Origin of the sequence: Sphaerisporangium sp. NPDC051011, assembly GCF_040653595.1 — a bacterium.
Taxonomy (GTDB): domain Bacteria; phylum Actinomycetota; class Actinomycetes; order Streptosporangiales; family Streptosporangiaceae; genus Sphaerisporangium.
The window spans coordinates 78,314-92,480 of record NZ_JBFAGG010000024.1 but is presented as its reverse complement, the minus strand read 5'-3'; the positions used below and the strand labels follow the sequence as shown (position 1 = coordinate 92,480).

Genomic DNA, 14,167 nt, shown 5'->3' with positions numbered 1-14,167 from the left:
GGCTTCCTAGCCCAACCCCGTTCTGCGGTCCCGGCCCCGGTTCCCGGGTCGAACCTTGGTCCGGGAGACCCGGCGTGCGGCGGGAAAAGCGACCGGCACGGGTACTTTGGACAAGGTTCTTAATTACGCCATATCCGGTTATCTCTCCTGGTGGGCGGCAAGCTCATCATTCCATCCCGTAGGCATCGAAGAGGTGTTCCGGGATGGCAGATGAGGATCGTCCGGCTGGCCAATTTCGTCGCCCCACGCTCCGGCGGGCTCCGCACCGCCCTGAACGAGCTCGGCTCCGGCTACCGCGCCGCAGGACATGAGCCGATCCTGGTGATCCCCGGCCCGGGCCACGACGTGCGCGAGACCCCCGCCGGGAAGATCATCACGATTCCCGGACCCGTCGTTCCCGGCACGGGCGGGTACCGCGTCATCACCGCGCGCCGGTCCCTGCGCCGCCTGCTCGACGAGCTGCGCCCCGACCGCCTGGAGGTGTCGGACCGCACGACGCTGCGCTGGACGGGCCGGTGGGCGCGCTCGCGCGGCGTGCGGTCGGTCATGGTGTCGCACGAGAGCCTCGACGGCCTGCTGCGCCTGTTCGTCCCCGGCCGCGTGCCCGCCCGCGCACTCGCCGACCGGCTCAACCGCGCGACCGCGCGCGACTTCGACGTGGTCGTCTGCACGACCGCGTGGGCCGCCGCGGAGTTCGCGCGGCTCGGCGTGCCGAACCTGCGGCGGGTGCCGCTCGGGGTGGACCTCGCCCGCTTCGCCCCCGAGCGCCGCGACCCCGCGCTGCGCGCCACCCTGGCCGGGCCGGACGAGCCGCTGCTCGTCCACTGCAGCCGCCTGTCGTCGGAGAAGCATCCCGACCGGCCCATCGCCGCGCTGGCCGAGCTGCGCCGCCGGGGCGTGCCCGCCCGGCTCGTCGTGGCCGGGGACGGGCCCCGCCGCCGTGCGCTGGAGGAGCGGGCCGCGGGGCTGCCCGTCCGGTTCCTCGGCCACGTCTCCGACCGCGATCTGGTGGCGCGGCTGCTGGCCACCGCGGACGTCGCCGTCGCGCCGGGCCCGGTCGAGACGTTCGGCCTGGCCGCGCTCGAAGCGCTCGCCGGCGGCACCCCCGTCGTCGTGTCCCGCGCGAGCGCCCTGCCGGAGGTGATCGGGGACGCCGGCGCCGCCGTCGGCGACGACCCCCGCGCGTACGCCGACGCGATCCAGGAGCTTCTCGCCCGCGACGAGCGGAGCCGGCGCCGGGCGGCCCGCGCGCAGGCGGAACGGTTCGGCTGGCCGGCGTCGGTCGGCGGTTTCCTCGTGGCCCACGGGCTGCCCGGACTGATAGGAGCGCGGTGATGACCGTACGACTCGTGGCGCTCGGCGACTCGGTCACCGTCGGCATGGGCGACCCGCTGCCCGGCGGCGGCTGGCGCGGATGGGCGGCCCTGCTGGCGGAGTCGCTCGCCCCCGATGGTGAGGTGCGGTTCAGCAACCTCGCCGACTGCGGGGCGACGGCCGTCGACCTCGCCGCCGACCAGCTCCCGAAGGCTCTGGCGCTGCGGCCGACGCTGGCGTCGGTGCTGGCGGGCGTCAACGACACGCTGCGCGGCCGGTTCGACCTGGCCGCCATCGCCACCGCCCTGGAGGAGGTCGTCGGCGGGTTGCGCGGCGCGGGCGCGACCGTGCTGACCGCGCGCCTGCCCGACCCGGGGCTGATGCTCGGCATCCCCGGCTTCGTGCGCCGTCCGCTCACCCGCCGGGTCCACGGGATCAACGCCGTCCTCGACCACCTCGCCGTCAGGTACGAGACCGTGCACATCGACCTGGGCGCGGCCCCGGCGCTGTACGAGCGGCAGATGTGGGGGGTGGACCGGCTGCACCCGAGCGAACGCGGCCACCGCCTGATGGCCCGCCTGTTCGCGGCCGGTCTCGCCGAGCGCGGCCTCGCCCGGCCCACGCCGCCGAGCGCCGAGCCGACCGGGCGCGATCCGTCGGCGTGGGCGAGCGCGCGCTGGATGGCGATCGAAGGGACGGGCTGGGTGGTGCGCCGGTCGCGGGACTTCCTCCCGCAGTTCTGCGGCCTCGTCGTCAGCGAGGCGTGGCACGAGGTCCGCGGCAGGACCGGAACCCTCGACGAACTGCTGCACGCCGAGCTCGACGTCATCCTGCGGCGCCTCGGCGCGTCCGGTGGCTCCGCCGCCGCCACCGGCGCGTGAAGGAGGCCGCGCCGCCCCCGCGTACCGCGCTCCCCGCGTCGCCGAAGCAGCGAGAGAAGTGAGACCCATGAGAGTCGCCATCGTCTCCGAGTCCTTCCTACCCCAGGTCAACGGCGTGACGAACTCACTTGTCCGTCTGCTGCGCCACCTCGCGGACCAGGGGCACGACGCGATGGTCGTGGCGCCGAACCCCGGCCCGAAGACCTACGCAGGGTTCCCGGTCCACTCGACGCCCGCGTTCCGCCTGCTGCCGTTCTACCGGTCGTTCCGCGTGGGGCTGCCGAGCCGCGGCATCGGCCGGGCGATCGAGGAGTTCAAGCCCGACGTCGTGCACCTCGCCTCGCCCACCGTGGTCGGGGCGGCGGGGCTGACGGCGGCGCTGCGGCTCGGCGTGCCCGCGGTGGCGGTGTTCCAGACCGACCTCGCCGGCTTCGCGCGCCAGTACGGCCTGCGCGGCACCGACCCGCTGATCTGGGCCTGGCTGCGCCACATCCACGGGCGGGCCGCGCTCACCCTCGCGCCCTCGACGGCGACGATGGCCGAGCTGCGCGACCACGGCATCCCCCGGGTGTCGCTGTGGGGCCGGGGCGTCGACCTCGACCAGTTCGACCCCCGTCACCGCTCCGCCGAGCTGCGGCGCTCGTTCGCCCCGGACGGCGAGGTCGTCATCGGTTACGTCGGGCGGCTGGCCGCCGACAAGCGCGTGCACCTGCTCGCCGAGCTGGCCGGCATCCCGGGGACGCGGCTCGTGATCGTGGGCGACGGCCCCGCCGAGCCCCGGCTGCGCAAGCTGCTCCCGGACGCGGTGTTCTGCGGCCTGCGCACCGGAGAGGACCTTTCGCGGATCCTCGCGTCGTTCGACGTCTTCGTGCACACGGGGCGGAACGAGACGTACTGCCAGGCCGTCCAGGAGGCGCTGGCGGCCGGCGTGCCCGTCGTCGCGGCGGCGGCGGGCGGGCCGCTCGACCTCGTGCGACCGGACGTGAACGGCCTGCTCTTCCCGCCGGACGAGCCCGCCGAGATGCGCCGCGCCGTCGCCCGCCTCGCCGGAGACTCCGTCGCCCGCCTCCGCATGGGGTCGAACGCCCGCGATTCCGTCCTCGGCCGCGGCTGGACGGCCCTGTGCCACCAACTCTTCGGCTACTACCAGTCCGTCGTGGAGGGGGCGGACCGGGCGCCCGTCCGCGTGCCGCCGGTCACCGGTCCGGAGGCCGCCGCGTCACCCGTCCGCGTGCCGCCCGTCGCCGCTCCGGAGGACGCGGCGTCGCCCGTCGCGGCCGGGGCGGTCAGCGGAAGTCGTGGGCGTGGTCCCGCGCCCACTGGTGGAAGGTGGTCGCCGGGGCGCCCGTGACGTCCTCCACCGTCGTGGTGACCGGCTCGGGAGAGGTGACCAGCGCCGCCTGCCCGGCGATGATGGCGTCCACCATCTCGGGCGGCAGGCCCGCGGCCAGCATGGGTTCGCGCAGGGACGCGGGCGGCACCTCCTCCCAGTGGACCGGGCGGCCGATCGCCTCGCCGATGGCGGCCACCTGCTCGACCTGGGTGAGCGACCGCGGGCCGGTCAGGACGTGCTTGGCGCCCGCGTGACCGTCCTCCAGCATCGCGCGGACCCCCACGGCGGCGATGTCGCGCTCGTGGATCAGCGACCGCCGCGCCTGCCCGTAGGCCCAGCGGACGGTCCCGGTCTCGCGGATCTGCCCGGCCCACTGAAGGGTGTTGGTCGCGAACCCGGACGGGCGCAGGAACGTCCACTCGGCTCCGGAGTCCTCGATCAGGTGCTCCATGCGGGCGTGCGAGCCCATGATGGACCCCTGCCGCGTCTCCCGGTCCTCGGGTACGCCCCGGGCGGACAGGTACACGATGCGGCGGACCCGCGCGGCGATCGCGGCGACGGTCTCGGACGCGGCGTGGTCGCCGGAGACCGTGGGCCAGACCAGCAGCACCGCCTCCACGCCGTCCAGCGCGGCCTTCAGCGAGCCCGGGTCGGTCAGGTCGCCGCCGACGACCTCGGCGCCGTCCGGCAGGCGGGCCGAGCCGGGGTCGCGGGTCAGCGCGCGGACGCCGGCGCCCTCCTTCAGCAGTGCGGAAACCGCGTGCCGGCCGACGTTTCCGGTGGCCCCCGTTACGAGGAACATACGTTCTCCCTTGTACGTTCGAGTGCGGCTGCCATCGTGAAACGTCAACCTTGGTTGAGGTCAAGCCGCCCGCAGGTGCGGGGATCACGTGAGGGCGGGGAGAATGATCCCGCGGGCGCAGGGGAGGATTGAGCACGATGCCCGAGTCCGGCGATGCCCGCCCCGGGGATCCTTCGCGTGTGCGGCGAAGATCGGTGATGATGGATGAAGACGGTGCCGCCGAGCGCCGCCGGCCGAGGACGAGGTGAACGTGGTCGCCGAAGACACGAAGACTCCCGCCAGGAGCGGCAAGCGGAAGAAGGGCTCGTTCTGGCGGGAGCTGCCCGTTCTCGTGGTCGTCGCCCTGCTGCTGGCGCTCGCCATCAAAACGTTCGTCGTACAGGCCTTCTACATCCCCTCCGGGTCGATGGAGAACACGCTGCTGCTGAACGACCGCGTCCTGGTCAACAAGCTCGTGTACCACACGCGCGACGTCGAGCGCGGCGACGTGATCGTCTTCTCCGGCGTCGACTCCTGGAAGGGCGAGGTGGACATGCCGCCGCCGTCCAACCCGGTCGCCGCGTTCTTCCGCTGGGTCGGCACGGCCTTCGGCGTGGTCCCCGGCGAGAAGGACTACATCAAGCGGGTCATCGGCGTCGGCGGCGACACGGTGAAGTGCTGTGACGGCCAGGGGCGCGTCACCGTCAACGGCGTGCCGCTCAAGGAGGACGCCTACCTGTACCCGGGCAACGCGCCGTCGGACAAGACGTTCGAGGTCAAGGTGCAGCCCGGCCGCCTGTGGGTGATGGGCGACCACCGGCAGATCTCCTACGACTCCCGCATGCACATGGGCGACAAGGGGGACGGCGCGATCCCGGTGGACACCGTCGTCGGCCGCGCGTTCGTCATCGTGTGGCCGCTGTCCCGGGCGGGCACGCTGCCCATCCCCGACACCTTCGTCCAGCCCGCGCTCAAGGTGGCCGCCGAGCTCGGCGGGGCCACGCCGCTGGCGGCCGGGTTCGCCGGGGCGGTGCCTTTGATGTGGTGGCGGCGGCGCGCGCTGACCAGGCCGTACCACGACCGCCGGAGGGGGCTCGCGGCCCCCGTGTCCGTTCTCGACCGGTGAGGGGCCGGACCACGGCCTGAACCTCGGCGGCTACAAGATCGCGGCGCCGGCGACGGGCATGGGCCGGGACAGGAGGGAGAAGCGGCTCGCCGAGGTGCGCGCCGCGCCCGCCTTCTACGCCGGCCGCCGCTTCGACCCGAACGTGCGAGGAGACGGGCGTCAGCCGGGGGCGCCCCAGTCGCGGCGGTACCCGTCCCAGTCCGCCGCGGTGGCCGTGAAGTCGACGTACACGGCGACGCCGAAGGACGGCCGCGGGTCGCCGCCGAGCCCGAGGCGCACCCCGCGGATGGACGCCCTCATGGTCTCGGCCGACGGGTGGTGCGTCCAGGTCGGCTCGTGATAGGCGGGCACGCCGATCAGCAGCGTCGTGCTCGGCGGCACGGCGGTCAGGGCCAGCGCGGTCTGGCGGCGCACGTACCCGCTGAACAGGGCCTGCGTCGGCTGGGCCGTGTCATACGTCATGATCGCCACCTGGTCGAGGCGGCGCGCGACCTCGCGCAGGTAGCCGGCCGTCCACAGCGCGGCGCGTCCGAGCACGAGCTCGCTCGCGGTGCTCAGGCCGGGCAGCGGTTCGAGCTGGTGCACCGACAGCGACAGCAGCCTCCCGCGCGGCAGGACCGCGCGCGTGCGGTCCAGGACGTCCAGCAACCCGACGTCCCCGCTGTCCAGCGGCTCGAAGTTGTAGTGGACACCGTCGAAGCCGGCCGTCATGACCTGCGCGGCCGTCCGCACGATGTTGTCCCGCGTCCGCGCGGACGACAGGTCCATCAGGCCGGGGTCCAGGCGCTGCCCGAGCCACGCGTGCACCCGCACTCCGGGAAGCGTCTGGCGGAGGGCACCGGCCGCCCAGCCCGCGCGCGGATACAGGGAGGTGGGCAGGGTGCCGTCCACCTGGAACGGACCCGTGTGGACGTACAGGTCGCTCACCCCGGTTCCCCTGAGCCGGGCGGCGAGGGCGGCCACCTGCGCGCCGCCGTTGCGCCCGTCCACCCACGCGTGCCCGAGCCACACCGCGTCCCGGCCGCGCGTGACCGCGCCGGGGGACGGAGCGCCGAGGCCGTACAGGTACAGGGCGATCCCGCTGACGGCGAGCACCAGCACGGGCAGGGAGACCAGGATGACGACCACCTGAGACGCGCGGCGCCACGACCGGCGGCGTGACGGAGTCTCCCCGGGCTCCGGGGCCGCGTCGCGGGCGGGAAGCCGGTCTTCACGGTGCGGCTGGTCTTCACGGTGCGGCTGCATCGGCGTCGGCCCCCCGGGCGGAAAATGCGAGGCGGATCGGAGGGAGACGTCGGTACGCTCACCACGCTTTTCCCCCGAACACTCTTGAAATGGACTCTACGTGACGAAGATCGCTGTTACCGGTGTCACCGGAAACCTCGGCAGAATCGCGGCCGACGACCTGCTCGGCAGGGTGAGTCCCGCCGACGTCGTGGCGCTGGCCCGCACCCCCGAGAAGGCCGCGCCTCTGGCCGCGCGCGGCGTCGAGGTGCGCCACGGCGACTACGACCGCCCTGACACCCTCGACGGCGCGCTCGCCGGTGTGGACGTCCTGCTGCTGGTGTCCGGCCCCGACCTCACGCCCGGGGTGCGCGTCGCGCAGCACGAGGCGGTGATCGAGCGCGCGGTCCGGGCCGGGGTGCGGCGGATCGTCTACACCAGCGGCCTCGGCGCGGACTCCGCCCAGGGCTTCGCGGCCGACCACGGCCTCACCGAGAAGGCGATCGTCGCCTCCGGCCTGAGCCACACCTTTCTGCGCAACGCGCTGTACTCGGAGGCGTTCCTCGGGGCGGCGCTGGCGGAGGCCCGGAAGAAGGGGACGGTGACGTCCTCGACGGGCGGGCGTCCGCTCAACACGGCGCGGCTGCGCGACCTGGCCCTGGCCGCGTCGGCGGCGCTCACCGGGACCGGGCACGAGAACGCCACCTACGAGTTGCGCGGCCCCCTGTGGACGTACCCCAGGCTCGCTGAGGCGCTGGCGGCGGCGCTGGGCGTCCCGGTCGAGTACCGCGAGGTCGACGACGCGGAGGCCGGGTGGCTCGGCTCGCTCGGCCCGGCGGTCCGCGCGGGGGCCTTCGCCGAGACCGGGCCCGACCTGGAGCGTCTCCTCGGTCGTCCCGCGACCGATCTGGCCGGGACGGTCGCGGCCCTGCTCACCCGCTGACGACACGGGCCCCCGCCGGTGTGGCGGGGGATGTTTCGCAGGTAGGGCGGGTGTACGCGTGAGCGCGTGCGCCCGCCCGGCGTTTGGGATGTCTTGCGATGCGAGATATGCCTTGACTTCCCTATTACCTACCTGAAATATAGGCATTGTGCCGATTGTGAACTTGACCGTCCGGCGCGCGATCGACTTCATGCACGTGGACAGCAGCCTCTGTCAGTGAACGTGATCCGTCTCGCGCGGTCCTCGCGCTGGTAGACGACGTCTCCCCTCTGCCCGACCCCGCGCCCCCCGCCATGGGGGCCTCTCACCATGCCCTGCGGCCGGTCGCCGCCGGTATCGCCTTCCTCTCCCGTGTTAGGGGCTCGTCATCATGTGGAAAATCCGCGCGCCGTTTCCGCGCGGCCGGTCCGGCCGCCCGTACGGACGGGTCGCCGCCGTCGCGCTCGCCGTCTCCGTCCTCGGCCTGGCCGCCGCGTGCGGCACCTCGTCCGCCGACGGCGGCGCCTCGTCCTCCTCGGGAGGCGGGGCGGTCCTGAAGCTCCAGGATCCCGGCAACTCCGGGCCGCTCGCCTACGCCAAGCGCGAGGGCATCCTGGAGAAACGGCTCAAGGCGGTCGGCGCGACGGTCGAGTGGGGCGGTTCGTACGCCTCCTTCACGGCGACCGTGGACGCGGTGCACTCCGGCTCGGTCAACGTCCTCGCCGGAGCCATCTCGCCCGCCATCGGCTACCTGGCGAACAGCCCCGACATCAAGATCTTCTCGGTGACCGACCCCATCACCGACGCCGCCGCGCCGCAGACCGACGGGCTCGTCGTGAAGCCCGACAGCCCGATCAAGTCCGTGAAGGACCTGGTGGGCAAGCAGGTGGCGGTCAACAAGGGCGGCAAGGGCGAGTACCTGCTACTGCTCGCGCTGGAGGAGGCCGGCGTGCCCGTCGACCAGGTCAAACGCGTCTACCTCAACCCCGACCAGGGCGCCGCCGCCTTCGCCGCCGGCAAGGTGGACGCCTGGTGGGCCATCGTCAAGGCGTACCCGGAGGCCGTGGCCAAGGGCGCGCGGGTGCTCGTCCACGGCCGCGACCTGGACGACAAGGACCTCACGATCCTCGCCGCCCGCAATGAGCTGCTGGAACGGCATCCCGAGGCGGTCCGCGTCTACCTGGAGGTGCTCCAGGAGCTGACCGAGGAGGCCAAGAAGACGCCCGAGAAGTTCGAGAACGTCTTCCTCACGCAGGGCCCGACCGCCGTCACCGGCGCGCGGCTCGACCTGGACATCGCCACCGCCCGGTACGCCAACATCCCCCGGTACGTCACCAAGGACGACGGCGCCAACATCCGGGCGGTGTCCGGCCTGTTCCGCAAGTACGGGGTCGTGACCGGGGACATCAACCCCGACGACGTGCTGTTCGACCTCAAGGCGGCGGCCGGCGCGTCCCCCGCCGCGTCGGGGTGACGCCGTGACCGTGGAGAATCTGCGCGAATCCAGCGAGACGGCCGCCGGCCGTCCCACCCCTCCGGCGGACCGTGTGGACGCCGTGGCCGCGGACCGTGCCGTGCCCGCGGACCGCACGGACGGTGTGAGACACGCGGATGGTACCGGCGGCGCGAAGGGCGCCAACGGTACGGATGAGGCCGAGGCGCGCGGCCTGGAGACGCCGAGGTTCCTCGGGGCCCGGCGCCGACCAGCCGCGCTGTCGGCCGGGGTGCGCGTCGCGGTGCCGCTGCTGCTGCTCGCCGCCTGGTGGTACGGCACCACGAGCGGCCGCATCCCCCCGGACGTCCTCGCCGCGCCGTCCTCGGTGATCGGCGCGCTGCGCGAGCTGGCCGCGACCGGCCAGCTCACCGGCTACCTGCTCGCCTCCGGCCACCGCGCCGGGCTCGGCGTGCTGGTCGGCGGCGGTCTCGGGCTCGTGCTCGGCGTGGCCGCCGGCATCTCGGCGATCGGCGAGGAACTGGTCGACCCGACGATGCAGATGCTGCGCGCCGTCCCGTTCCTCGCGCTGGTCCCGCTGTTCATCTCGTGGTTCGGCGTCGGCGAGACCTTCAAGATCGTGCTCATCGCGGTGGCGGCGGCCATCCCCATGTACGCCTACACCTACCTCGGCGTCAGGAACGTCGACCGCAAGGTCGTCGAGGCGGCGCGCGGGTTCGGGCTGCGCGGCCACCGGCTGGCCCTCGGGGTCGTCATCCCGAGCGCGCTGCCCAGCATCCTGATGGCCCTGCGGATCAGCCTGGCCGTCTCGCTGACCGGCCTGATCGCCGCCGAGCAGATCGGCGCCACCGAGGGCATCGGCTACCTGGTCACGCTGGCCCAGCAGTACTTCCGTCCCGACTACATGGTGCTGTGCATCCTCATCTACGCCGCGCTCGGGCTCGTCTTCGACGGCGCGATCCGGCTGCTGGAGCGCTTCGCCATGCCGTGGCGCGGCCACGTGGTCGCCCGATGAGGCCGCCCACCCGAGAGGGGTTCCGATGAGCGAACCGGTGTTCCCCGCGCGCGACGAGGCCCCAGGCGGCCTCGCGATCCGGGTCAGAGGGCTGCGCAAGTCGTTCGGCGCCAAGACGGTGCTGGACGGCGTCGACCTGGACATCCGGCGCGGCGAGTTCTTCGCGCTGCTCGGCCCGAGCGGCACCGGCAAGACCACCCTGCTGCGCATCCTGGCCGGGCTGGAGCTCCCGGACGCCGGGACGGTCCTCGCCGCCCGCAGGCGCACGACCGTGTACCAGGAGCCCCGGCTGATCCCGGCCAGGCGCGTCCTCGCCAACGTCACCCTCGGCCTGCCCTCCGCCGCGCGCGAGGCCGGCCGCCGGGCCCTGGCCGAGGTCGGGCTGGACGGGTACGGCCGGGCGTGGCCGGCGACGCTGTCCGGCGGGGAGGCGCAGCGCGTCGCCCTGGCCCGGGCGCTGGTCCGCGACCCCGAGGCGCTGCTGCTGGACGAGCCGTTCGCCGCGCTCGACGCCCTGACCAGGCTCCAGATGCAGGAACTGGTCGCCGAGCTGTGCGCGCGGCACCGCCCGGCGGTCGTCCTGGTCACCCACGACGTGGACGAGGCGGTCCGGCTGGCCGACCGCGTGGTGGTGCTGCGCGACGGCGCGATCGCCGTGGACCAGGCCATCGACCTGCCCCGCCCCCGCGACCGGGACACCCCCGGCTTCGCCGGCCACCGCCGCCTGTTCCTGTCCCACCTCGGCGTCGCCGCCGCCCACTCCGAAGGAGTCGCATGACATCCGTGGACAAGCTCTGGTACACCCGCTGCCCCGTGCCCACCGCCAGCGGCCTGGCGCACAACCAGGGGTGGCTCGCCGAGGAGTTCCGGCTCGCCGGGCTGGACATCGGGATCCTGCAGGACGCCGGACCCGAGCTGGCCGAACGCCACTTCGACCATCGCCTGCTCGGGCTGTTCCGGGAGGGCGGCAACGTGCCCGCGCTGGCCGCGCGGTCCGCGGGCGCGCCGACCCGGCTGATCGGCCTGACCTGGATCGAGGAGTGGCAGTCCATCCTGGTCCGGGCCGATTCCGGCATCACGGACGCCGCCGGGCTGGCCGGCGCCCGGGTCGCGCTGCCCGCCTGGGCCGAGACCCGGGCCAAGAGCTTCCCGCGGGCGATGGCCCTGCACGGCTTCAAGGGCGCGCTGTCCCAGGCCGGGCTCACCCTGGACGCCGTCACGTTCGTCGAGGTCGCCGCGCAGGCCAGACCGTCGGTCGGCCGGGACGCGGGCGCCCGGGCGTTCTCCTGGCCGGGCATCGCCGAACTCGCCCGGGGCGAGGTGGACGCGGTGTACGCCAAGGGCGCGCGGGCGGCCGAGCAGGCGGCCGAGATCGGCGCGGTCGTCGCCGTCGACCTGGACGCCCATCCCGACCCCCGCACGCGCGTCAACAACGGCACCCCGCGGCCGATCACCGTGCACGCGCGGCTGCTCGACGAGCGACCCGACCTGGTCACCGGGTTCCTGGCGCAGACGCTGCGCGCCGCCGACTGGGCCCGGGGCGACCTCGGCCGGGTGCGGGAGATCCTGTCCGCCGAGACCCGGTCCGGCGCGGACGCCGTGGCCACCGCCTACCGGGGCGACTTCCACCACTCCCTGCACCCCGACCTGTCCGCCGAACGCCTCGGCCTGCTGCGCGTCCAGAAGGACTTCCTGCTGGTGCACGGCTTCCTGGACGCCGACGTCGACCTCGACGCGTGGGTGGCTCCCGAGCCGCTCGCGCTCGCCCGGGAGCGGCTGGAGGCGCCCACCGCCGTGCCCGAGGCCGGGGCTGTTTCCGGGGGCGCGGGGCTTCGGGGCGAGACCGCCGGGGCGGTGGCGTGATGGCCGTGCCCCCCGAGGCCCCCGACTTCCTCGTCACCGTCCCCACGCGCGGCGACGGGCGCGACCCGCGCCGCCAGGGCCGGGGCGACTGGCGGCCGGACGCGCGCCGCCCGCTGCCGTCCTTCGTCACCGACCCGCGCGCCGGCGCGTCCCGCCCGTCCGACCACCTCGCCCAGGTGGGCAGGGCCGCCGAGATCGCCGCCGTCGGAGGCGCGCTGGTCCCGTTCGACCCCGAGGGCGAGGAGGCGCTGGTCGTGGCCGCCGGGCTGCTCCGGCAGAGCCGCCACCTGCGCGTCGTCGCCGGGTTCCACCCCGGCGTGGCGACGCCCGTGTACGCGGCCAAGTTCTCCGCCTCGCTTCAGCGGTTCGCCGAAGGACGCCTCGGCTGGCGGCTCGACGTCGACCTCGACCCGGCGGTCGCCCGCGCCCAGGGAGACTTCCTGACGGGCGCGGACCGGTACGCGCGGGCGGAGGAGTTCCTGACCGTCGCCAAGGGCGTCTGGCACGAGGAGGGCTACACCTACGAGGGCCGGTTCTACCAGGTGCTCGCGGGCGGCTTCCAGTCGCCCAACTCGGGGCTGCCGTTCCCGCGCGTCCACCTGAGCGGCACCACCCCCGAGGCGCTCGCCCTGTCCGCCCGCCACGCCGACGTCCACCTGTTCACGGCCGGCGAGGACGTCGCCGCCGGCGTCGCCGCGCTGTCGGACCTGGCCGCCGCCGCGGGCCGCCGGGTCGCGTACGGCCTGCGCGTGCCCGTCCTGGCCCGCGAGGACGAGGACGAGGCGTGGGCCGAGGTCCGCAGGCTGTGGGCCCTCGCCGTGCTCACCGGCCAGGGCGCCCCCGGCGAGCCGCCCGCCCCCGACCCCCGTACGGGGCTGTGGCCGGGCTTCGACGTGATCGCCGGGACCGGCCCCCTGGGGTTCGCCGGGTCGTACGAGACCGTCGCCGCCGGGATACGCGCCTACCTCGACCAGGGCGTCACGACGTTCGTGCTGGACGCGCGGCCCGCCGTCGAGGAGACCTACCGGCTGGGCGAGCGGCTGCTGCCGCTGTTCGCGAAGGAGATCGAGCGTGTCCATTGACATCTACTGGCGCATCGGCACCCACGGCGACCAGCCGTCCCTGCGCCGCCGGGTGAGCAGCAGAGGAGAGTGGGCGCCGGTCGTCCCCGGCAGCCTGGCCCCCGGGGTGCGGGACGGCCGCCGCGACGGGTACTCCTACGTCGAGCACATGGCCGACGTCGCCCGCGCCTCGGAGAGCTCCGGCTTCGTCGGAGGTCTGCTGCCGTCGTTCCCGTTCACCGACGACCCGTGGGCCACGGCCGCCGCCCTCGCCCGTGAGACCACGACGTACCGCTTCATGATCGCCTACCAGCCGGGCTTCCTGCATCCGGTGCAGGCGGCGCGGATGTCCGCGACCCTCCAGCGCGCCACCGGCGGCCGGGTCGTTTACAACATCATCTCCGGCGGCGGCGGGCCCGCCCAGCTCTGGTGGGGCGACCGCGTCGACCACGACGACCGGTACGCGCGCACCTCCGAGTTCCTGGACGTGCTCAAGGGCGTCTGGGGCGGCGGGCCGTTCGACTACGAGGGCCGGTTCTACCGGGTCGAGGGCGCCGGGCTGCCCGAGCCGCTCGCCCGGCAGCCGTTCCCGGAGATCTACTTCTCCGGGTCCTCCCGCGCCGCGATCGAGGCGGCCGGGCGCCACGCCGACTACTACCTGTCGTGGCTGGAGCCGTTCCCCGACCTCGCCGCCAAGTTCGCGCAGGTCCGCGAGCACAGCGCCGCCATCGGGCGCACCCCCAGGTTCGCGGTGCGCATCGACGTGCTCGCCCGCGACACCGAGGAGGCCGCCTGGGACGAGATCCAGCGCGGCTGGGAGCACGTCGACCCGTCCGCGCTGAGCAGCCCCGACGGCGACTCGGTCGGATGGCTGCGCAGCCAGTCGTTCGTCTCCTGGCCGGTGCGCCACCACCGCGAACTGGAGGTGTCGCCCAACGTCTGGGGCGGCTTCCACCTGCTGCGCGGCGGGCCCGCCTTCGGGCTCGTCGGCAGCTACGAGCAGGTCGCCGAACGGCTCGACGAGCTGATCGGCATCGGCGTGGACGCCTTCATCCTCGCGGGCGTCCCGCACCTGGAGGAGGCCTACCGCGTCGGCGAAGAGGTGCTGCCTCTCCTTAAGGGGCACGAGCTCCGCGTCACCTCCCCTCTCTCGCCCCAGACCTCTGTATCCGTCTAGATCCGTGCAGAAAGGGT

The 14,167-nt window shown here is 74.2% G+C and carries 13 protein-coding genes; 11 read left to right on the top strand and 2 right to left on the bottom strand.

Annotated elements, in window-relative coordinates; all coding sequences use genetic code 11:
- Window positions 1-210 precede the first annotated feature (210 nt).
- The 3 genes from AB0H21_RS37575 (at window position 211) to AB0H21_RS37565 (ending at window position 3,546) form a co-directional block, all read left to right on the top strand.
- Window positions 211-1,335 carry a glycosyltransferase gene (locus AB0H21_RS37575; protein ID WP_358526351.1) on the top strand — a complete coding sequence of 375 codons (1,125 nt, stop codon included), beginning with the start codon at window positions 211-213 and terminating at the stop codon, window positions 1,333-1,335.
- Window positions 1,335-2,195, top strand: coding sequence for an SGNH/GDSL hydrolase family protein (locus AB0H21_RS37570; protein ID WP_358526349.1), 861 nt, complete (start codon window positions 1,335-1,337; stop codon window positions 2,193-2,195). Before AB0H21_RS37575 ends, AB0H21_RS37570 begins: the two co-directional genes overlap by 1 nt.
- Before the next feature lie 67 nt (window positions 2,196-2,262).
- Complete coding sequence (locus tag AB0H21_RS37565; RefSeq protein WP_358526347.1) at window positions 2,263-3,546, top strand: glycosyltransferase; 1,284 nt, start codon at window positions 2,263-2,265, stop codon at window positions 3,544-3,546.
- On the opposite strand, the gene AB0H21_RS37560 is transcribed toward AB0H21_RS37565, so the two are convergent.
- Complete coding sequence (locus tag AB0H21_RS37560; RefSeq protein WP_358526346.1) at window positions 3,482-4,330, bottom strand: NAD(P)H-binding protein; 849 nt, start codon at window positions 4,328-4,330, stop codon at window positions 3,482-3,484. The genes AB0H21_RS37565 and AB0H21_RS37560 overlap by 65 nt on opposite strands.
- Before the next feature lie 244 nt (window positions 4,331-4,574).
- Between AB0H21_RS37560 and lepB the strand changes: the two genes are divergently transcribed.
- Entirely contained in the window at window positions 4,575-5,435 is an 861-nt protein-coding gene (gene lepB / locus AB0H21_RS37555) for a signal peptidase I (RefSeq protein ID WP_358526344.1), read from the top strand.
- Window positions 5,436-5,594: 159 nt separating this feature from the next.
- Here lepB and AB0H21_RS37550 read toward each other — a convergent pair whose 3' ends face one another.
- Entirely contained in the window at window positions 5,595-6,680 is a 1,086-nt protein-coding gene (locus AB0H21_RS37550; RefSeq protein ID WP_358526343.1) for a hypothetical protein, read from the bottom strand.
- A gap of 100 nt (window positions 6,681-6,780) precedes the next feature.
- Here AB0H21_RS37550 and AB0H21_RS37545 point away from each other — a divergent pair, with 100 nt between their 5' ends.
- The 7 genes from AB0H21_RS37545 to AB0H21_RS37515 all read left to right on the top strand — a co-directional run bounded on the left by AB0H21_RS37545 (window position 6,781) and on the right by AB0H21_RS37515 (window position 14,150).
- Window positions 6,781-7,602 (top strand): NAD(P)H-binding protein, encoded by an 822-nt coding sequence (locus AB0H21_RS37545; RefSeq protein ID WP_358526341.1) that lies wholly within the window; start codon window positions 6,781-6,783, stop codon window positions 7,600-7,602.
- A 370-nt stretch (window positions 7,603-7,972) separates the two neighbouring features.
- The gene (locus AB0H21_RS37540) at window positions 7,973-9,055 is read left to right on the top strand and encodes an NrtA/SsuA/CpmA family ABC transporter substrate-binding protein (protein WP_358526339.1); all 1,083 of its coding nucleotides are present in this window, start codon (window positions 7,973-7,975) and stop codon (window positions 9,053-9,055) included.
- Window positions 9,056-9,059: 4 nt separating this feature from the next.
- A complete protein-coding gene (locus AB0H21_RS37535; RefSeq protein WP_358526337.1) occupies window positions 9,060-10,049 on the top strand; it encodes an ABC transporter permease in 990 nt (329 codons plus the stop codon).
- 25 nt (window positions 10,050-10,074) lie between these two features.
- The gene (locus tag AB0H21_RS37530; protein WP_358526336.1) at window positions 10,075-10,827 is read left to right on the top strand and encodes an ABC transporter ATP-binding protein; all 753 of its coding nucleotides are present in this window, start codon (window positions 10,075-10,077) and stop codon (window positions 10,825-10,827) included.
- Window positions 10,824-11,912, top strand: coding sequence for an ABC transporter substrate-binding protein (locus tag AB0H21_RS37525; RefSeq protein ID WP_358526334.1), 1,089 nt, complete (start codon window positions 10,824-10,826; stop codon window positions 11,910-11,912). The genes AB0H21_RS37530 and AB0H21_RS37525 overlap by 4 nt, the downstream gene beginning before the upstream one ends.
- Window positions 11,912-12,994 (top strand): LLM class flavin-dependent oxidoreductase, encoded by a 1,083-nt coding sequence (locus AB0H21_RS37520; protein ID WP_358526332.1) that lies wholly within the window; start codon window positions 11,912-11,914, stop codon window positions 12,992-12,994. The genes AB0H21_RS37525 and AB0H21_RS37520 overlap by 1 nt, the downstream gene beginning before the upstream one ends.
- Entirely contained in the window at window positions 12,984-14,150 is a 1,167-nt protein-coding gene (locus AB0H21_RS37515; protein ID WP_358526330.1) for an LLM class flavin-dependent oxidoreductase, read from the top strand. Before AB0H21_RS37520 ends, AB0H21_RS37515 begins: the two co-directional genes overlap by 11 nt.
- Window positions 14,151-14,167 lie beyond the last annotated feature (17 nt).